We start from the raw sequence: 20,415 nt of genomic DNA, 5'->3' as shown, positions 1-20,415 counted from the left end.
GCGCGGCATCTGCGGGTCAATAGTGGGTGGATCCGATCAGGTTCCACCGCTGTCAGGAGTTCCACACAATGGCCGCAGTCTCCAACCCTGGTCGGCTGCGTGCCGCTCTTCTGATCGGCACGTCACTTGCCACGGCAGCTGTGTTCACCGTGGCGATACCCTCGGGAACGGCCCACGCAGACCCGCTGCCGGCGTCGTACCAGGCCAACGCACATGCGGACCTGGTCAGCCTGCAGTCAGATCTGGCGAGCGCTCCCCTCGCCAATGTCTTCGTGGGCCACTCCGAGGTGACCGTCGACAGTGACGGTGGCATTCCGCCCGAGGAAGGCGGTACGCCGGTCCCCGCGGGCGCCCGGGTGCACGCCATCAGTTCCAACGTCGACGCCCAGTTGCTCGAGGACGGCTCGACGATCCAGACCGACGAGGTGGAACGGACGGCGCCGCCCACGCTGGCTCCGCTCTCGGGCGACCTGCTCGACGTCGACCTCTCCCCCGTTGCCGACATCGGGACCCTCCACGGCGACGTCACCGCGAACTACGTGTCGGACCTCGAGTGCCCGACAGCGACCGGCGGAGTCCGCCTGCTCGGTAGTTCGCAGACCGACGCCCTCGGGGTCTCGCTGCTCGGCGTCCCCGACCTCCCGGTGGCGAACGTCGGCCAGATCGACGCTTCCGACGTCACCACGAAGACCGAGTTGATCGACGTGGCGGGCGACGGCGACGCCGTCCGCTCGACGTCCACCCTCACCCTCGGCGACGTCAACCTGCTCGGCGGCCTCGTCACGGTGAGTGTCACCAGTCCCGTGGTCATCACCGCCCAGTCCGACGGAACCAACACACCCACCACGACGGTCAGCAACACCACCGCGGAAGTCGCGGTCGCCGGCATCCCCGTGGTCACCCTGCAGCCCGACGGCATCGCCGTCCCGGTGAACGTCCCGCTGGGCCTCGCGTCCGTCACGCTGAATCTCGCGCTCTTCGACGCCAACCCGGTGATCAGCGGTCAGACCGCGACCCTCGACCTGGGCGCGGTCCTCTCCGTCGACCTGTCCGTGTCCCTGCTCGGCAACCCGCTGGTGGACCTGGATCTCGGCGTCGGCGCGATGAGCGTCACCGCCACCGCTCCGGCCGGCGGGGTCGAGTGCGGTGCCCTCGACGACACCGACGGTGACGGCCTCACCGACATCGAAGAGGACGGCCTGGGCACCGACCCCAACGACACCGACAGCGACGACGACGGCCTCACCGACGGCGCCGAGGTCGACACCGACGGCGGCGGCCCCGACACCGGAACCGGCACCGACCCCCTGGTCGCGGACACCGACGGCGGCGGCGTGAACGACGGCACCGAGGTGAACACCGACCTCACCGATCCGCTCAACCCGGCGGACGACGTACAGACTGACAGTGACGGTGACGGCCTCACCGACTCCGAGGAAGGCGGCCTGGGCACCGACCCGGATGACGCCGACTCCGACGACGACGGCATCGAGGACGGAGCCGAGGTCGACACCGACGGGCCGGGACCTGACACCGGCACGGGTACCGACCCCACGGATGCCGACAGCGACGACGACGGTCTGACCGACGGTGAGGAGCTCGACACCGACGGCGTCGGCCCTGACACCGGGACGGGCACCAATCCGCTCGTGGCGGACACGGACGGCGGCGGGGTGAACGACGGCACCGAGGTCGACAACGGCACCAACCCGGTCGACAACCCGGCCGACGACAACGACCGCGACCTCGACGGCCTCACCGACGCCGAGGAGGATGCCCTCGGCACCGACCCGGCAGACGCCGACAGTGACGACGACGGCCTCGACGACGGTGTCGAGGTCGACACCGATGCAGGCGGACCCGACACCGGGACCGGCACCGACCCCAACGACGCCGACACCGACAACGACGGCCTGAACGACGGTGCCGAGGTCAACACCCACGACACCGACCCCCTGGACCCCGACACCGACGACGGTGGCGTCACCGACGGAGCCGAGATCGACAACGGCACCAACCCCGTCGACAACCCTGCCGACGACCTGCCGTCCACGGACACCGACGGCGACGGCCTCACCGACGTCGAGGAAGGCGCGCTGGGCACCGACCCGGGCGATGCCGACACCGACAACGACGGCCTCAGCGACGGCGCCGAAGTCAACACCCACGACACCGACCCTCTGGACCCCGACACCGACGCCGGTGGCGTGAACGACGGCACCGAAGTCGACAACGGCACCGACCCCGTCGCGACCCCGGGCGACGACCTTGCCGCGACGGGTGACACCGACGGCGACGGCCTCACCGACGTCGATGAGGACGCCGCCGGCACCGACCCGGGCGATGCCGACACCGACGGCGACGGGCTCAGCGACGGCGCCGAGGTCAACACGCACCAGACCGACCCGCTGGACCCCGACACCGACGACGGTGGCGTGACCGATGGCGCCGAAGTCGCGAACGGCACGAACCCGGTGGATGCCCCCGCCGACGACGTACCGAGCAACGACCGGGACGGTGACGGCCTCACCAACGACGAGGAGACGACGCTCGGCACCGACCCGGACGACTCGGACACCGACAACGACGGCCTGACCGACGGCGCTGAGGTGAACACCCACGACACCGACCCGCTGGACACCGACACCGACAACGACGGCGTCCAGGACGGCCAGGAGATCACGGACGGCACCATGCCGACGGACAGCGACTCGGACAACGACGGCTTGAACGACGGCGCCGAGAAGGCCGCCGGCACCAACCCGCTCCGCGCCGACACCGACCGGGACGGTCTCAGCGACCAGCGGGAGCTCGCCGGTCCGACCGGCTGCACCACGGGGCACACCAACCCGCTGCGCGCCGACACCGACGGCGACACCCTGTCGGACGGCAAGGAGGTCGTCGGCATGAGCATCCGGCAGACCTACTTCACGAACAGCGGGCGGCCGCGCAACGGCAAGAACATCGGCATCGTGCGGACCAACCCGTGTGTGCGGGACACCGACCGGGACGGACTGACCGACGGCGCCGAGGTCGCGGGCCTCGCCATCAACCAGGTGGTGGTGCGATCCCGGGCCAACGGCGGCAAGTACAAGATCACCATCCGCAAGACGAACCCGACGCGGAAGGACACCGACGGCGACGGCCTGAGCGACAAGCAGGAAGTCACCGGAAGCGCGAACTGGCGGTTCAAGAAGCGCAAGACGGACCCGACCGTCGCCGACACCGACTGGGGTGGCGGAAAGGACGGCGCCGAGGTGAAGAACCGCTCGGATCCGTCCCGGCACGGGTGAGTCGCCCGTCGCGGATGAGCCACTAGGCTCGGCGCGTGGATGCCGAGGAGATCGCCAAGTCCGCCGCTCTCGAGCGGCGGCACTGGTGGTACGCCGCGCGTCGGGCCCTGGTCCGTCGTACCGTCAAGGACTGGCCGGCCGGACGGGCCGTCGACGTCGGATGCGGCATGGGTGGCAACACCGTCGTGCTCCGTGAGCTCGGCTGGAAGGCCGTCGGCGTCGAGTACACAGAGACCGGGGCCGAGATCGCAGCATCCCGCGGAATCCCCGTCATCCGTGGCGACGGTCGCCGACTTCCCATCGCCAGCGAGTCGGTCGACCTGGTGATGTCGACCGACGCCTGGGAGCACATCGACGACGACGTCGCCGTTGCCGAGGAGACCACGCGCGTCCTGCGCCCGGGTGGACGCGCACTGATCGCCGTCCCCGCCAGCATGGCGCTGTGGAGCGGCCACGACGTGGCGCTCGGCCATGTCCGCCGCTATGAACGCGACGAGCTCGCCCAGCGGGTGATCGGCGCCGGCCTGGTGATCGAGGACCTGCGCTCGTGGAACGTCCTGCTCCGGCCGGTCGTGAAGGCCCGACGCCGCAGCCGCCAGGAGTCCGAGAGCGAGATGGAAGCGGTGCACCCCGTGCTCAACGCCGGCCTCCGCGCCGCCGTCGGCCTCGAGCGGGTGCTGCCGGTCCGCCGCCTGCCGGGCGTGAGCCTCGTGGTCGTCGCACGCAAGCCGTGATCCACCCATGACCACTGCCGGGTCGGCCTGGGTGGCTGACCCTCGCATCGGCTGGCGGATCCTGTTGACCGCCGAACTCCCCGAACCGGCGGATCCGGCCGTGCTCACCACCCACCTTGCGGACCTTGCGTCCGCCCAGGGATGGCCGGCACTCCCCCCGCCGCTGATCGACGACTCGCTCGAACGGTTGCGAGCCGCCGTACTGGCTCCGAACCCGGCGCCGGTGCTGGTCGGCCTGTCGGGCCGCCACCTGGTGGTCTCGGCCCACCACAGCGCGGTCGACGGGCTCAGCCTGCTGGCGGTGCTTGCCCGACTCGGCCTCGCGCCCGTCACGTCGGCCGCCCGCGGAGTCGGAGACCGTACGACGACCGGGAGCGTCGCGCGCACCGTGGGCCGCCGTCTCGGCGAAGTCGCCTTCCGGCCGCCGGCCGAGGTGACTCCCCCGTCCCGCCCGGTCCCTGAACCCGGCGACGTCCTCGTCGAGCGCACCGTCCCCGGCAGTCATCGCACAGCGGCCATCGTCGCCGCGGCAACCCGGGCGATCGTGGCGCACCAGGCCGCGCGGGGGCGCACCGCTCGTCACGTCGCGGTGGCCGTCGGAGCCGTGCGCGCCCAGCCCGGTGACGGGGCCATCGGCGACCACAGCGTCCTGCTGCGCCTGCGCGATGTCGAACGCCTCGATGCCGCAGGGATCACCCGGGCCCTCGCGGAGGCTCCGGTGCAGACCCCGCCGGTCGCCACCGAACCGCGTCCGTGGACGCCGCTGTCGGTGCGCGCCACCACGACCGGCCTGCGCGTCCTGGCCTCGAGGCTGGGCTCCACCCTGCTGGTGTCCCACCTCGGCGAGGTGACCGCACCGCACGTGGACCGCCTGGCCTTCCACCCGGTGACGGGCGGCGGCAGCGGACTCTCGCTGGGTGCGGTGGGCTTCCGCGGCGAAACGGTACTGACCCTGCGGGCCCGCGCTGCGTCGTGGAATGACGATGGCCTCGAGCAATTGCTCGAGGCCATCATCTCCCTCCTCAGAGAGGAGTCAGGTGCGTCGGACGGTCAGTGACCGGCTCCGACGAGCGGCTTGTCGTTGGCGTCCGCACGGAGCGGGCGGTGCGACTTGCGCGAGAGGAACAGACCGCCGGCGACGAACGCAGCGCCGAGCAGCAGGAGCAGCAGCGGGAACGCGACGCGCATGCCGCCGAGCAGGCTCGCGTTCGACTTGGTGTCCTTGACCGACTTGTCCACCTGCGCGTCGGTGTACTGGACCGTGCCGGTGAAGGCCGGCACGCTCACTCCGTCGTAGCGCAGTTCCTGGACGCGCTCCTCGACCCGGTCGACCGGCGATCCGGTCTGCGGCTCGATGAAGAACGTGCGGGTCATGCCGTACCACATCTCGGCGTCGACGGACGGCTCGCTCGCGCCGAACACCTTGCCCGGGACCTCACGGGTCTCGACCACCTGGGGCTCGATGCGCTGCACGAACTTGTAGACGGTCAGGCCCTGGACGGTCTCCTCGCCCTCGAACGTCGCCTTGGTGGCCGCACCGACGGTGCCGTCCCAGACGTCGTAGTCACGCTTCTCGGTCGCGAACGGGAACTTGAAGACCTGGCCCCTGCGGGTCACGTCGACACGCTCGCCCTCGGCAACCTCTTCCCACGAACCGCAGGCGTCGCACGTGACGCCGGCGCCGCTGACGGCGTCGAACGGCGCGCGCTCCCGCGTCTGCTGGAACACGGAGCCGTCGGACCGCTTGACCGTCGTGGAGCTGACCCACGTCGCGACGCCGTCGGGCTCCTTGGCCCCGCTGTCAGCGATCGTGAAGGCGGAGATGTCCAGGTCCCAGGTCTCGGTCTTGAGCACGTTGGGGTCCGAGTTGAAGATCTGGGCGCCCGAGGACTCCAGTTCGGTCGTGCCGTCATAGGTGGCCGGGACGGTGGCCAGGGTCGGGTAAGCGTAGAAGCGCACCAGGATCGCGGCAACGATCATGAACACCCCGACCCCGACGGATACGGACGCAAACTTGCGCATGGCATGGACCTCTCAGACGGCCACGCGAAGATCGCGTGGGTTGTGACAGTCGGGCAGCGCAGGAGCGCGCCCGAGGAGCATTTCGGTGGTCAGGTCGCGCGCGTTGCTGCGCATCTGCGACCAGTCGAACTTGTGGGCCCACTTGAGGCAGGCCTCCGCACGATGTACGCGCGTCGTGGGATCGGCAGCCTCGATGAGGGCGTTGGACAGCGCGTCGGCGAGGCGACCCGTGACCACCCCGGGGCTGATGTCGTCGGGGACGAGCCAACCGCTCTTGCCGTCGCGAATCGAGTCACGCAGGCCGGGCACGTCGCGGGCGACGGTCGGCACACCTGACGCAGCGGCGTCGATGACGGCCTGTCCCCAGCCCTCGGCGTCGGAGCCGCAGACGTGGACGGCGGCCCGACCGAGCAGGTCGTTCTTCTCCTCGCTCGACACGTAGCCGTGGAAGACGACGCGATCAGCGAGGCCCAGTTCGGCGGCGTGGGCAGCCAGGCGCTCTCCCTCTGGGCCCTGGCCGATCACGTCGACGAGCAGGTCGCGGTCCGCGAACGCAGGACGGGCGCGCAGCGCGGCGACGGCGTCGAGAACAAGGTCGACCCGCTTGTGGGCGACGAGACGGCCGAGCACGACGATCCGGTCGGCGTCCTTGTTCTGGGCGTCCGCGGCGTCGTACGGCGGCAGGTCGGCGCCGTTCTCTAGGAGCCGGACGGTGCCGTTCCAGCCGAGCTGTTCACGCATCTCGGTCGCTGTCGACTCCGAGACCGCGGCCGTCAGCTGCCGGCGGTAGACGCGACGCATGGCGACGCGCTCCATCCAGCGCCCGAAGGCAGCGACGGGCGCCGGGAAATGCACGGCGAACTGGGCCTGGTGCACGTGGTGCACGATCAGGAAGGCAGGGGTGCTGCGGCGCAGGACCAGCGGCGAGTAGGACGGCAGTCCGCACGCGGGGTCGATGACCGCATCGATGTCGTTGCGGTGCCGGAGCATCCACAGCAGGGCGAAGAGGTAGAACCCGAGTGCCCCACCACCGCGGCGTACGTCGATACCGTCGCGCGTCTCGCGAGCCGCCTGGCCCTCGTCGCGTGCGGTGATGAACCGAACCTTGGCGCCGCCCTCTTGAAGCGCGCGGGCGTACTGCCAGGCGTAGATCTCTGCGCCACCAGCGAGGGAATGGTCCAGGTCACGCCAGTTGACGACGACGATCTGCTTGCCCTCGAGACCTGTCGCGCCGCTCATCGGGAGCTCCAGGTCCCGGCCGACAGGGCAGCAGAAGCCGGGAGCGGCATGGGGGACCGCACTCCGACGACCGCCACCCTGCCGGGTACCGGACGCACGAACTCGCGGTGCCGCCAGGCGATCCGCGCGAGTTCGGCGAAAGCCGCAGCGCCGTGGCGCGCGGGAACGAAAGTGGAACCGGGTACGTCGACCCAGGTCACCGGCATCTCCTCGATGTGCGCACCGGCAGCGCGCAACAGGACGAGGAGTTCGACGTCGAAGGAGAAGCCCGAGGTCTGCAGGTTGTCGATGACGCCGCGGACAACCTCACCCCGGAAGAACTTGAAGCCGCACTGGGTGTCGAGGATCCCGGGGGTCAGGCGACCCGCGAAACGACGGTAGGCGGCGGCGCCGGTCGACCGGGTCCGGGTGTGCCGGGCCTCGGTGTCGCTCTCGGCAAGACCCCGCGAGCCGATGACGACGTCGGCACCCTGGAGCACCCGACGCCACGCGTCCTCGATCGCGTCGAGGCCGGTGGCCCCGTCGGCGTCCATGAAGCAGACCAGGTCGGCGTCGGTCGCGAGCAGTCCGGCACGGACGGCAGCGCCCTTGCCCCGGCGGTCGCAACGCACCACGCGCACGGGCAGCGCGGCGGAGTCGGCCTCGCGGGCGACTTCAGCCGTGCGGTCGGTGCTCGCGTTGTCGACGACGAGAACCTCGACGCGACCGAGGACCCCGCGATGCGTGGCGACGTGGCGACGCAAGTCGCGCAAGGTGCGCGGCAAGCGGCGCTCCTCGTTGTACGCCGGAATGACAATCTGCAGCATCTGACCCTCCCAAGCCGTCTGCTCATACGTCCCCCTCCCAGAAGACGTGTGACCGGAGAACCGCGTCGCCCCAGGGCAGGACGCGGCGTTGGGACCTACTGGTCCGAGTAGCTGTAAAGCTTCTCGTTGCTCACAGGCTTGTGCTCACCCTGGGCGGCGTTGACGCCACCAACAAGGACGACGGTCGAGGCCAATGCTCCGACGACAGTTGCAATAATCGTGTTCATGCGCAGGCCCCCTCCCAAAGGCCGGCACTGAGCATCCACTACCCCATGACGATCATGTCGTGTGACGCCCGTTACTCCCTGCACGAAGTATCACGGTCGCCCCAACGAAAAGCAAAAGAAACGCGCACAAGTGACCGATCGCCACGAGGATCTCTCGCGGCATAGTCATTTCGGGCCATGCGGATCGGGATTTTCCGGCGCCCGGTCCCTGATCTGACACGTCGATCAGTTGGAGGCCCGAGGCGTCGTACACGGTCTTTCCAGTGGGTGGGGCGACCTGTCCCATTCCGTGCTCGACCAGCACCCAGCGCACGCCGAGGTCCCGGAGCGCGGCGGCGGGGTCGTCCTGGTCGAGCGCTTCGTCCACCGCACGGACGCGCGGATCCTCGGCCGGAACCTCACGGCCCTCGAGTCGCACGGTGTCGTCAACGAGCACCTGGCCCGGCAGCAGTCGTGGCGCCGGGTCGAGGACGGCGCGGCGATGGTTCCAGTCGAAGCCGCGGTAGGAACCGGCCCACGGCAGCACCACCGTGGTCTCGTCGGAGTCGATCAGGGCCGCCACCTCCGTCCAGGCCTTCGGGTACGACGACCGTTCCAGCTCCCCCGCGGCACCCCAGGCCAGGCTCGGCAGCAGGAGGAGCGGGGCCACCACCAGCAGCGCGACCACGCTCCACAGCGCCTGCGTACCGGGCTTGATCCGCGCACGAAGAGCCGTGACGGCGTACGCAATGCCCACCGCGAGGACCAGGCCGAACGGCGCGAGGTAGCGATGGGAGTCGCGCAACAGTGCGAGCCCGGGGAGCCGCGCCCCAAGGGACTCCATCACGTCGGCGCCGACAGGAATCGCCGGAGCCAGGGCAAGGCCGAGGGACACGGCGCCGATCAGTACCCAGCGCGAACGGTCCGCGCCCATCCGCCACAGTCCGGCCAGGGCCGCCAGCGAGAGCAGGCAGGCGAGCAGCACGAGCAGCGCGCTGGTCCGTTCGCCCGGCAGGATCGAGGTCTTCCAGATGCCGCCGAGCGAGAACACGCTCGCCACGACACCGGCACCGGATTCGGCGCGAGCCGCGAAGGCAGCGAACACGCCGTCGGTGGTCACGCGGGCGGCGTCGGCGGTCAGCGCCGGGATCGCCCAGGTCAGGTTGGCCACCACGGCGATGGCGACGGCCCGCCACCAGCCACGCCGGTCACGGCCAACACCCAGCGCCAGCAGCACGCCTGCGGCCATGACACCGCTGGACGGGCTGCAGATCGCCGACAGGACCAGCGCCACCGCAGCGGGCGCCCAGTCCCCCGGGCCCCCGCGGCGCAGGCGTACGGCGGCCAGCGCGACCCACGGCAGCACGAAGTATCCGACCAGGATCGCCCACTGGCCGATCAGGAGACGCTCGTAGACCCACGGGTTCCAGCAGAACAGCGTGATCGCAGCGGCGCGTGCGAACCACGCCTGCTGGGCCACCAACCGGGCGACGCCGAGGCCACCAGCCAGGAATCCCCCCACCAGCAAGGCCTTCTGCACGAAGTCACCCGGCACGACCTGGGTGATCAGGGAGATCAGGGCATCCATGGGAACGGCCCGCGGCAGCGCCCCGTCCATACCGAGCCAGGCTGCCTTCCAGGGCTGCTGCGGCACGAACACCATGTCCCCGACGAGCCAGAAGCCGCGACCTGCCAGCAGCGGACCGAGCACCAGGAGCGTGACGGCCAGGACGCAGAGGAGGTCGCGGCGCCGTTCCCTCATCACCGCTCCGGCAGTCCGGCGTCGACGCCAGTGACACACACGATCGACCGACCGTCGGACCGGAGATCGAGTGCCGCCACAGGACCGGGCACGTCGGGAAGGACCAGCCACATCTCGTTGGGGCCGCGACGCGCAAGGAACGAGGCCTCCCAGTCCCCCGCCGCCACAGCGACGGTCGATTCGTTCGACGCGAAGTACGCGATCCGAATCAGGACCCGACCTTCCACGGGCAACCGGAACGGCACGGCAACGTCGCGAGCTCCGACCTCGTGCCCGCATTCCCCGTCCGGCCCGGGTACGGCCGGCACCGACCCGGCAAAGACGGTCGGCTTCAGGTGTCCGTCCTCACCGACCACACGCATCCGCGCCGACGGCTCGTCGAACGCCGGGTGCTCAGGCAACTGTCCGAAGACGCGGGACAACCGTGAATCGTCCCCGACCAACGGCAGGACGACGTCCGCCGGTGCCAGGTCGTCGAAAATCACCTGCGTCGGGTCCGCGGCAAGATCGGCGCGCAGGTTGGCGACGAAGGAGCGATCTTCGGTGTTCTGGAAGTGCGGCACGAGCAGTGCAGTTCCCAGGCAGGCTGCGACGCCATAGGCGCCGATCAGCGCGGTGACGGCGATCGTCTGCCGCCTCGTGCTCTGCGCCGCCCAGCGCAACGCCAGCCAGTCCGGCCCGCCTCGCAGCGCGAGCGCGGCACACAGCACTGCCGCGTGGATCACGTCGGAGGAGTAGCGCGGGTCGAGTCCGATGATGGCTCCGAAGCCCGCGCGCCCCGAGATGAGCAGAGCCAGGTCGGCGACGACGTAGCCGGACAGCACGACCAGGGCCCAGCGGCGGGCGGGCCCACCTCGCAGCACGAGGAGGGCGGCCACCACCAGAGCCAGGCCTGCCGACATCACGACCACCCAGGTTGCGGGACGGACGGCCCCGCCTTCGAGCTCGCCGGCCCACGGGCCGCCGAAGAAGCCGGGCACGACGTTCTTCCCGAGGAACGACCAGGTGACGCCCGCTTGTTCGCGGAACGTGCTCTCGCCGCCCTCCACGTCGGTCAGGAGTCCATGGGCGACCAGGAACCCGGCCAGGAGCAGCACCAGCCAGGCCCACAACCAGCGGTATCTGATCGTGGCTGCGCGAAGACGCCGCCAACCGATGCTTTCGTCGCAAAGACAGACAGCGACACCGAACAGCACCGGGACGATCAGCACCGCACGCTCATGCCAGAGCAGGCCGACGGTGGTGGTGAGGACGATCGCCAAGACAGAGGTGACCCCTCGGGCGTCCCCCTGGTGCCAACGGACCAGGAACCACACGGCAAGCAGCGAACACAGCAGGTGGGGCCACAGGCCCATCGCCGCGCTCCACCACAGGGTGGTCGCCAGGGTGATCGGGGCCCAGGCGAACACCGCAAGGAGCACCACCCTGCTCCACCGCTCGCCGAGCAAACGGGTCAACAACAGCCACATCACGACCGTCGTGGCCGTTTGCAGGACCAACACGAAGGCCGCGACCAGGCCCCAGTCGTACGGCGCCAGATGGGCGAGCAGCCAGTAGGCCAGTTGCTGGAGTGGGTTCACGTGACCGGCGGTGTCGCGCACCAAGAACTCAAGGGTGAGGTCGGCGTCGTAGGCGCGACCCGACAAGTAGAAGTCGTCCTGGTTGAAGAACGACTCACCCAACAGGATCCATCGGGAGACGACCATCGTGAGGAGAACCGCGAGAGCGGCGGCCCCCTGTTGGCCGCGCCAGGCGGCGAACCGCGCGCTCACGACGCCACCTGCCGACGGCGCCCGGGTCGCTCCGGGGCTCCCAGCACGACGCCCGCCAGAGCGCCGACAGCCAGGGCCGCGAAGAGTTCGGCAGCCCCCGCGACCGGTCGGGACACGCTGAGCGCGTCGAGGGCACCCGACGTGGCGATGAGCGCGACGGCGCCCACGACGATCGGGGTTCCCCGACCTCGGCGTGACGCAAGGATCGCGAGGAGCAGACCGGCAGCGGCCACGGGCCCCAGCAACAGCAGCGTCACGACCACCGCGGCGATCGCCCCGGCGCGACCCGGCGGCCCGGTGACCGGCCAGACGCGCGGCTCTTCCACCACGGCCCGGCCACGGCGGCCGAACAGCAGCAGGAGCAGGCTCACGATGCCGCCGATCAGCACCAGACCACTCACGGCGAGGCCGACGGGCAGGACGACGTCGTACGTCCGCTCGGGGGTGTACCGCAACTGCACGGAGGTCTCCTCCCCTGCCGGCAGCACCCAACCCTGTTGCCAGCCGTCGACCCGCACCGCCGTCAGCGCTTTCCCGTCGACCTCTGCGCGCCAGCCCGGGTTGAAGTTCTCCGGGAGGTACAGCAGCGAGGCGGGGCCGCCGGCCACCGACAGGGTGCGTTGGCTGCTCCCCCAGCGCTCGATGCGGACCGTCCGGGAGGCGGCCGATGCGCTGTCGGCCTGCGTGGGCAGCACAGCGAGGTCGAGCAGTTCGAACTCTGCGTTGGGCGTCGCCACCAGGTGGTGGTCACCACCCGCGAGGTCCAGCGCCGGCGAATCGCCATTGACGTCGTCGACCTTGCAGGCCTCGAAGGCGAGCGGGCTGCCGTTGACGACGTCGGCCATCGTGCCGGTGACCCGCGTCGGAACGACCCGTCCGTCGATGCGCAGTGGTGGGCCGAACCCGCACACTGCTCCGGTCGGGGTCTCGGCGAAGAACGGCCGGGTGACGTCTGCACCGGTCAGCTCGATCTCGGGCACGACGACGTGTGCGGCTCCCGGTGCCTTCTCGAAACGCACGCGCAGGGTGCGGGTGCGCACCGGTTCGATCGCCACAGCGTCGTCGTTGACGAGCGGCACTCGTCGCTCACCGTCGCCGCCGTCGACCAGCGCAGCCACCGGCGCGTCGCTGGTGCCGCCCGATCGCACGGTGAGCCCGGTGATCGTGCGGGGTTCGGGCCACTCGAACACGAGGGTCGGATAGAGGTCCGTGTTGTCGGACTCCCAGGCCGTGGTCGGTTGCCCGTCGTACGCGAAACGTCCGGCGACCTTCGGGTCCTGGCCGTACGACGACGTCGCGGTGACCGTCTGCTGCTCGATCGGGTCGAGCAGGCGAGCAGCCTCCGGCGTACCGCGGGCCACGACATGGCCGGAGAACCGCACCTGCTGGTCGTCCTCGGTGGCGAACGTCCGGTCGAGCCCGCCTTCCTCTTCGGCCGTACGCACACGCGCCACGTCGCAGTCCGGCGCGGCGAGGGCGATGTTGCAGGCCCGTCGACCCGGCGTCACCGAGAACTGCAGCGGGGCACCGAACGGCGCGACGCCCGGCAGGAGCGCCGTACGACGGGGCACGAGACCACTGACGGAGACCTCACGCAGTCCGACGCGAGCCGAGCGGGCATCCGTCGCCGCCTCGACGACCCGGATCTCGACCCCATCGACCCTGCTGCCGTCCAGCGCGACGATGACGGGGGCGCCGCTCGGAGTGACCTTCGCCCGGACCCGCTGGTCCCCCGCCACGACCTCGATCGTGCGGATCGGGACGACCCGGGGATCGTCGGCGACGGGCGTGACGGTGACTTCGCGGATCGCTCGTTCGCCGTCGAACCGGAGCCGGAACCACTGCTCGTCCGCGGCTCCGACGATCGAGCTGACCCACTGGGTGTCGAGGTTGCCGTCGATCGCGGCGTACGGCGCGGACTGGAGCGTCACCGGACCGTAGTTGTCGGCGTACCCCTGGGCCGTCGAGGCGGTGACCGAGGTGAGCCCGCTGTACTTCGCCACCACCTGGTCGCGGCCGGGCCCGGCCGGGAAGTCGTGGGTCGCGCGGGCCAGGCGCCACGGCTCGTCCTGCGTCATCAGGGCCGAGATGCCCTCGTCGTTGTTGCCGAACGCGCGCTCACGGCGCTGGTTGGTGTCGGTGACCACGTCAGCAGGCGCCTTCCACCCGGGCTCGCCCTCGAGGACGGTCGGACGCGTCGGGTCGACGAGACCTGCCGACTGCAGCCCCAGCACGCTCTCGGGCGCTCCCCGAACGGTCGCGACATCGTCCAGAGCCGCCGCGCGGACGGCCGGAAGCCGCCGCGGCACCTCGAAGATCTCGACGGCCGCCTCGCCGCCACCCGCACTGCCGAACCCGGCAACCCGCTCGAGACCGGCCCTCGCCAGCGAGACCGCGGTGCCGCCCGGGTGCGGCGAACGCGTGTTGTTCCGCAACAGGTCGCGGCGCAGTACGACGTACCGGATGTCGACGCGCGCGAGCTGGTCGACCAGCGCTTCGGTCGCCCGGCCGGTGGCGATCATCTGGTCCAGCGCCGAGAGGTACCGGATGGACTCGCCGGGGATGAGCGGGATCTGGCTCCGGGTCACGGTGCTGGTGCCGCCGAGGATCACGAGGGGCTCGTCGATCGTCCATCCCCAGTCCTGCTGGGCGAAACTCGATCCGGGAACGATCAGGGCGCGACTGGCCGGGCCGGGCTCGTCCGCGGCGTCCGCGGCCTCGAGGTAGTCGCGCGCCTGCTCCCATGGCGTCGCAATGGAGTCCCACCCGGGCGTGCGGGTGTCGTTGGCGAGGTACGGCTGGCCGAGCACCAGCACGAGCAGCAACGGCGAGAGCAGCAGCAGGTCGCGACCTGAATCCAGCTGCGGACGCCAGGTCAGCAGCCGCTCGACTGCCCAGGCCACCGCACATCCGAAGCCCAATGCCAGCGGGAGGCGGACGAGTGGATCGATCTTGTGGACGTTGCGGAAGATCTGGAGGGCACCGTCCAGCAGGCTGCGCACGAACTCGGCCGACGGTGCCCCGGCGACGCCTCCGTGGGCGACAGTGATGCACGTGAGCCCGAGGACCGCCGCGAACATCAGGGGACGCTTGATGTCGCCCGGCACCTGCGTGAGGCCCGCGAGCCCGATGCCGGCCACCACCGCTGCCACCACGATCAGCACCGGCTCGGTCGTCAACTGGTACATCGCCGGCCACCACGGCTGATCGCCGGAGAGCAGGTACCCGAGCCACGACGAGTCCCCGCGCGCCGCCTCGGACCAGCCAATGAGCGAGGTCGTGTCCCCTGCGCTCTCGACGTACTCGTAGAACGGTGGGGTGTAGCGCGCCAGCACCAGCAACGGCAGCGCCCACCAGAGGCATGCAGCGCCCACGGCCGCGAACCACCCGACCACGAACCGGCGGTCGGTCAGGCCGTGGCGCGCGCCCCACAGGACCAGGATCACCGCCAGCGGGAGACAGGCCGCCGTCTCGACCGCGTTCACGCCACCCATGCAGACGACCGCGGCCCCGCTGAGCAGGGCCGTCGACCAGGGCCCGAGTCGACCCCGCAGGTGCAGGACCACCGGGAGGACGAGCCACGGCATCACCGCCCCCGGCAACGATTCGGCGGTCTGGACGGAGACGGTCCCGAGCAGGCGCGGAGAGAAGGCGAAGACGGCTCCTGCGAGCATCGCGGGAAGGTCCGCCATCCCGATCGCGCGGGCCACACGGCGGGCGCCTTCGCAGGCGATGATCAGGATCAGCGCGGACCACAGGCGCTGGCTGATCCAGTCCGGCATCCCGAGCAGGTCGGTGAGCACGAACCAGGTGCCCTGCGGGAAGAGGTAGCCGTAGGCCTGGTTCTGGAACTCACCGAAGTTCGACTCCGGGTGCCAGAGCGTGAAGGCACCGGACAGGAAGTCGCCCGGCCGCTGGGTCAACTCGGCGCGGGTGTCGTAGGTCGTCGACCCGGGCTGCTGCAGCAGCATGAAGAAGGTGATGACGGCATAGAGCACGCCCACCACGGCGGCTCCCCTGACCGACTGCTCCGGCCTGTCCCTCATCCCACCTCCTCCGTGGCGGAAGTCACTGTATGCGGGGAGGGGTCCGGTTCCTCGGCAAGGGCAGGCCACGCCCTAATCTGCTCACGTGACGACTACCGCCGAGGTCTCGGGCTCTCGACTGGGCCGACTGCTCCGCAGCACCGCTGGCATCGCGATCGCGATGGCCGTGATGAACGTCGGCACCTACGCCTTCCAGATGGTCGCTGCCCGCATGCTCGGCCCCAGTCAGTACGGCGCCGTGGCGAGCATGATGGCGCTGCTCATGGTGCTGTCGGTGGTCCAGCTCGGCCTGCAGGCCACGGCGGCCCGGCGGATCTCCGCGGAACCCGACGACGTCGGCGCGATCGAACACACGGTGCTGCTCACCACCTGGCGTGCCGCCGGCATCCTCGGCATCCTGGCCGTGGGAGCCTCGCCGGCCGTCTGGCAACTGCTGCGCCTGGACGGCCTGGCTCCCGCGATCCTGCTCGGCCTCTGCGTCATCCCGATCACGGTGATGGGCGGCCAGGCCGGCGTCCTCCAGGGCGAGCGCCGCTGGCTCCCGCTGAGCCTCGTGTACCTCTGCGCCGGTGTTCCCCGCTTCGTCCTCGGCGGCGCCTTCATGCTGGTGTCCCCCACGGAGACCAGCGCGATGCTCGGCGTCTTCGTGGCGTCGTGGGTTCCGGTCGCGGTCGGTTCCTGGGCGTTGCGGCACCGACCGGACGACGACATCGACCACCACGACACCCACGTACGACGCGACGTCCTGCGCGAGACGCTCGGCAGTTCGGTCGCGCTCCTGGCCTTCGTCGCGCTGTCCAACCTCGACGTCGTGGTCGCCCGCAGCATGCTCGACGAACACGACGCGGGGCTGTACGCCGGTGGCCTGATCGTGACCAAGGCCGTGCTCTTCCTGCCGCAGTTCGCCGTGGTGATCCTGTTCCCGTCGATGTCGACCGCGCACGAGAGTCGCAGCGCCGTGCTCAAGGGGCTGGCATTCCTGACCGGCCTGGGCGTGGCCGGCTCCGCGGCGACGTACCTGCTCTCGAGCCTGGCGCTGGTCTTCATCGGCGGTGACGACTACGCCGCCGTCCAGGACAAGTTGTGGCTGTTCGCGGTCCTCGGCGGACTGCTGTCGGTGCTCCAGCTGCTGGTCTACGCCGGCCTGGCCAAGCGTGGGCGCGCGACGAAGTACCTCATCGCCGCCGGCGTCGTCGCCCTCGTCGGGGTCGGCTCCACCGCCGACAGCGTCACGGCGCTGGCCGTGACCGTCGCGGTCGTCGACGGCTCCGTGGTCGCCCTGCTCGCAGTGCTGCAGATGTTCCGGCACCGGCGCGAGAACACCCCAGCCGCCTGACCCCGCCTAGTGAGCGGCTTCGTGCCAGGAGCGACCGGTGCCGACCGAGACGTCGAGCGGGACCGTGAGGTCCGCCGCGCCGGCCATCTGCGCCCGCACCAGTGCGTCGAGGGCCTCGCGCTCTCCCTCGGCGACCTCGAACACCAACTCGTCGTGGACCTGCAGCAGCATCCGTGACTTCAGTCCGGCATCCGCGATGGCCTCCTGGGTGCGCAGCATCGCGACCTTGATCAGGTCCGCGGCCGAGCCCTGGATCGGAGCGTTGAGCGCCATCCGCTCGGCCGACTCCCGGCGCATCCGGTTGTCGCTGGTCAGGTCGGGCAGGAACCGGCGACGGCCCATGATCGTCTCGGTGAAACCGGTACGTCGGGCCTCCTCGACCACGCCGCCGAGGTAGTCGCGGATGCCGCCGAAGGTCTCGAAGTAGTCGTCCATCAGGCCCCGTGCCTCGCTGGGCTCGATGCCCAGTTGCTGCGACAGGCCGAAGGCGGACAGGCCATAGGCGAGGCCGTAGTTCATCGCCTTGATCTTGGCCCGCATCTCGGGCGTGACGTCCTCGGGCGCGACCTCGAAGACCCGGGACGCCGTCGCGGCATGGAAGTCGTGACCGGACCGGAACGCCTCGATGAGCAGCGCGTCCTCGGAGAGGTGCGCCATGATCCGCATCTCGATCTGGCTGTAGTCGGCGGTCAGCAGGCACTCGTAGCCGCTGCCGACGACGAAGCCCTCACGGATCCGGCGACCCTCCTCGGTACGGACCGGGATGTTCTGCAGGTTCGGCTCGGTGCTCGACAGCCGACCGGTGGCCGCGATCGTCTGGTGGAAGGTGGTGTGGATCCGGCCGTCGGGCTGGACAGTCTTGAGCAGGCCCTCGATCGTCTGGCGCAGCCGGATCACCTCGCGGTGCCGCAACAGGTGGGCGAGGAACGGGTGCTCGGTGGTGGCGAACAGGCCCTGCAACGCGTCCGCGTCGGTCGTGTAGCCGGTCTTGGTGCGCTTGGTCTTCGGCATGTTGAGTTCGTCGAACAGGACGACCTGCAACTGCTTGGGCGACCCGAGGTTGATCTCGCGGCCGATCACCTCGTAGGCCGCCTCGGCCTCCTTGCGCACCTCTTCGGCGAAGTACTGCTCGAGTCCCTCGAGCTGCTCGATGTCGACGGCGATGCCCGTCTGCTCCATGGCGGCGAGCACCGCGACGAGGGGCTGCTCGACGTCGGTGAGCAGCCGCTCTCCCCCGGCTCGCTCGACCTCGTCGGCCAGTTCGACCGACAGGTCGAGGGCCGCGCGGGCGTGGACCATCGCGCTGCGGGCGATCCCGCCCTGGCCGGAGTCCTCCTCGAAGAGGACGCCCTGGTCCGCGTCGGTGGACTGCTCGAGCTCGCGATGGAGGTAGCGCAGGGTGAGGTCGGCGAGGTCGTAGGACCGCTGGTCGGGGGCGACGAGGTACGCCGCCAGTGCGGTGTCCTCGGCCACCCCGGCGAGCTGCCAGCCCTGGGCCGCGAGGGCCAGGCCCTGACCCTTCGCGTCGTGGAGCACCTTCGGACGGCTGGCGTCGGCGAGCCACGCAGCGACGGCAGCATCGTCGGCCGGCGTCAGCGCCTCCACGTCGACGTACGCCGCCCGGCCGTCGCCGAGCGCGAGGCCGATGCCGTCGACGCGACCGGTGCCGCTGCCCCAAGCACCGCGGACCGAGACGCCGACCGTCTCGCTGGCCACGGCGTCGAACCAGCCCGCGACCGCATCGGGCGCCAGGGTGGTGCCGTCCAGCGCGACGCCGGCCTCGACGACCACGTCCTCGGCCGGTGCCACCACGTCGAGGATCCGGGTGCGCAGCTCGCCGCGGATCTCGAGTTCGTCGAGGAGCGCGAGGGCCGCGGTGCGGTCCCACTCCTTGCGGACCAGGTCGTCGGTGGTGACGCCGAGGTCGAGGTCGCGCACCAGCGCGTTGAGCCGACGGTTGCGGATGACGTCGCCGATGTGTTCGCGGAACGCCTCGCCCTTCTTGCCCGTGATCTTGTCGGCCTCGGCGATCACGTTGTCGAGGCCGTCGTAGGTGTTGATCCACTTCGCCGCGAAACCGGCACCCACCCCGGGCACGCCGGGCAGGTTGTCGGAGACCTCGCCGACGATCGCGGCCAGCTCGGGATAGCGGTGCGGCGGGACGCCGTACTTCGCCTCGACCGCAGCCGGGGTCATCCGGGCCAGGTCGGACACGCCCCGCATCGGATAGAGCACCGTGGACCGGTCCGTGACCAGCTGCAGCGAGTCGCGGTCACCGGTCAGGATCAGCACGTCGAGGTCACTGTCGGCCAGCGTCTGGGTGACGAGCGTGGCGATCAGGTCGTCGGCCTCGAACCCGTCGAGCTTGAGGAACGGGATCGAGAAGGTCGTCAGCATCTGCTCGATGAGGGAGAGCTGGCTGCGGAACTCGTCCGGCGTCTTGTTGCGCTTCGCCTTGTACTCGGAGTACTCCTCGAGGCGGAACGTCTGGCGCGAGACGTCGAAGGCCACCGCCACGTGGGTCGGCTGCTCGTCACGCAACACGTTGACCAGCATCGAGGTGAATCCGTAGACGGCATTCGTGTGCTGCCCGGTGGCGGTCGAGAAGTTCTCGACGGGCAGCGCGAAGAACGCGCGATAGGCCAGCGAGTGGCCGTCGAGGAGGAGCAGGCGCGGACGACCCTGATGACTTGTCTCTGGCACCCGGCGACTCTACCGAGGTCGACCGACAGGGGCAGGCCTCGGTCACCGTCGCTAGGGTCAGAGCATGACGAACGACCAGGACCTGACTCAGCTGATGCGCGACAACATGGGCGCGCTCAACATTCGCATGGGTGTCGAACTCGTCGAGGTCAGCCCCGAGCGAGTGGTCGGCACGATGCCCGTCGAGGGCAACACCCAGCCCTACGGCCTGCTGCACGGTGGCGCCTCGGTCGTCCTCGCCGAGACCCTCGGGTCGGTGGCTGCGGCCCTCAACGCCGGCCCTGACCGGTTCGCCGTCGGCATCGACATCAACGCGACACACCACCGCTCGGCCCGTCAGGGTCTGGTGACCGGAGTAGCCACCCCGCTGCACGTCGGTCGCACCATGTCGAGCTTCGAGATCGTCCTCACCGATGAGGACGGCAAGCGGGTGTGCACCTCGCGGATCACCTGCGCCGTGCTGGACCGCGACCCGGGCCCGAAGGCCTCAGCCTGA

Annotated in this window: 13 protein-coding genes; 5 read left to right on the top strand and 8 right to left on the bottom strand. The window is 70.4% G+C overall.

All coding sequences use genetic code 11. The annotated features are described in order from the left end of the window. Nucleotides 1–68: 68 nt before the first annotated feature. From HRC28_RS25625 to HRC28_RS13160, 3 genes are read left to right on the top strand one after another with little or no spacing between them, the layout of a single operon-like run. Complete coding sequence (locus HRC28_RS25625; protein ID WP_272902623.1) at nt 69–3,293, top strand: binary toxin-like calcium binding domain-containing protein; 3,225 nt, start codon at nt 69–71, stop codon at nt 3,291–3,293. Nucleotides 3,294–3,328: 35 nt separating this feature from the next. Then, a complete protein-coding gene (locus tag HRC28_RS13165) occupies nt 3,329–4,027 on the top strand; it encodes a class I SAM-dependent methyltransferase (RefSeq protein WP_182375967.1) in 699 nt (232 codons plus the stop codon). 7 nt (nt 4,028–4,034) lie between these two features. Then, entirely contained in the window at nt 4,035–5,084 is a 1,050-nt protein-coding gene (locus tag HRC28_RS13160) for a hypothetical protein (protein ID WP_182375966.1), read from the top strand. Here the strand turns inward: HRC28_RS13160 and HRC28_RS13155 are convergent. The 7 genes from HRC28_RS13155 to HRC28_RS13130 all read right to left on the bottom strand — a co-directional run bounded on the left by HRC28_RS13155 (nt 5,078) and on the right by HRC28_RS13130 (nt 15,880). Beyond that, on the bottom strand, nt 5,078–6,049 hold the full coding sequence (locus tag HRC28_RS13155) for a DUF3068 domain-containing protein (protein ID WP_182375965.1): 972 nt from the start codon (nt 6,047–6,049) through the stop codon (nt 5,078–5,080). The two genes, HRC28_RS13160 and HRC28_RS13155, sit on opposite strands and share 7 nt — an antisense overlap. Before the next feature lie 12 nt (nt 6,050–6,061). Beyond that, on the bottom strand, nt 6,062–7,288 hold the full coding sequence (locus HRC28_RS13150; protein WP_182375964.1) for a glycosyltransferase family 4 protein: 1,227 nt from the start codon (nt 7,286–7,288) through the stop codon (nt 6,062–6,064). Further along, nucleotides 7,285–8,094, bottom strand: coding sequence for a glycosyltransferase (locus tag HRC28_RS13145; protein WP_182375963.1), 810 nt, complete (start codon nt 8,092–8,094; stop codon nt 7,285–7,287). Before HRC28_RS13145 ends, HRC28_RS13150 begins: the two co-directional genes overlap by 4 nt. Before the next feature lie 95 nt (nt 8,095–8,189). Further along, complete coding sequence (locus HRC28_RS25620) at nt 8,190–8,321, bottom strand: hypothetical protein (protein ID WP_272902622.1); 132 nt, start codon at nt 8,319–8,321, stop codon at nt 8,190–8,192. 52 nt (nt 8,322–8,373) lie between these two features. Next, entirely contained in the window at nt 8,374–10,062 is a 1,689-nt protein-coding gene (locus HRC28_RS13140; RefSeq protein WP_182375962.1) for a hypothetical protein, read from the bottom strand. After that, the gene (locus HRC28_RS13135; RefSeq protein WP_182375961.1) at nt 10,062–11,834 is read right to left on the bottom strand and encodes a hypothetical protein; all 1,773 of its coding nucleotides are present in this window, start codon (nt 11,832–11,834) and stop codon (nt 10,062–10,064) included. Before HRC28_RS13135 ends, HRC28_RS13140 begins: the two co-directional genes overlap by 1 nt. After that, nucleotides 11,831–15,880 (bottom strand): alpha-(1->3)-arabinofuranosyltransferase family protein, encoded by a 4,050-nt coding sequence (locus tag HRC28_RS13130; RefSeq protein ID WP_182375960.1) that lies wholly within the window; start codon nt 15,878–15,880, stop codon nt 11,831–11,833. The genes HRC28_RS13135 and HRC28_RS13130 overlap by 4 nt, the downstream gene beginning before the upstream one ends. 85 nt (nt 15,881–15,965) lie before the next feature. On the opposite strand from HRC28_RS13130, the gene HRC28_RS13125 reads away from it, so the two are divergent. Then, nucleotides 15,966–17,216, top strand: coding sequence for a lipopolysaccharide biosynthesis protein (locus HRC28_RS13125; RefSeq protein ID WP_182375959.1), 1,251 nt, complete (start codon nt 15,966–15,968; stop codon nt 17,214–17,216). A gap of 6 nt (nt 17,217–17,222) precedes the next feature. Here the strand turns inward: HRC28_RS13125 and polA are convergent, their stop codons facing one another. Continuing rightward, a complete protein-coding gene (polA, locus tag HRC28_RS13120) occupies nt 17,223–19,919 on the bottom strand; it encodes a DNA polymerase I (RefSeq protein WP_182375958.1) in 2,697 nt (898 codons plus the stop codon). 64 nt (nt 19,920–19,983) lie between these two features. Between polA and HRC28_RS13115 the strand changes: the two genes are divergently transcribed. Then, nucleotides 19,984–20,415, top strand: coding sequence for a hotdog fold thioesterase (locus tag HRC28_RS13115; RefSeq protein WP_182375957.1), 432 nt, complete (start codon nt 19,984–19,986; stop codon nt 20,413–20,415).

Source organism: Nocardioides sp. WS12 (genome assembly GCF_014108865.1).
In the GTDB taxonomy this organism is placed as follows: Bacteria; Actinomycetota; Actinomycetes; order Propionibacteriales; family Nocardioidaceae; genus Nocardioides.
Note: the sequence above shows the minus strand (reverse complement) of the source record. Positions and strands in the feature narration are given on the sequence as shown.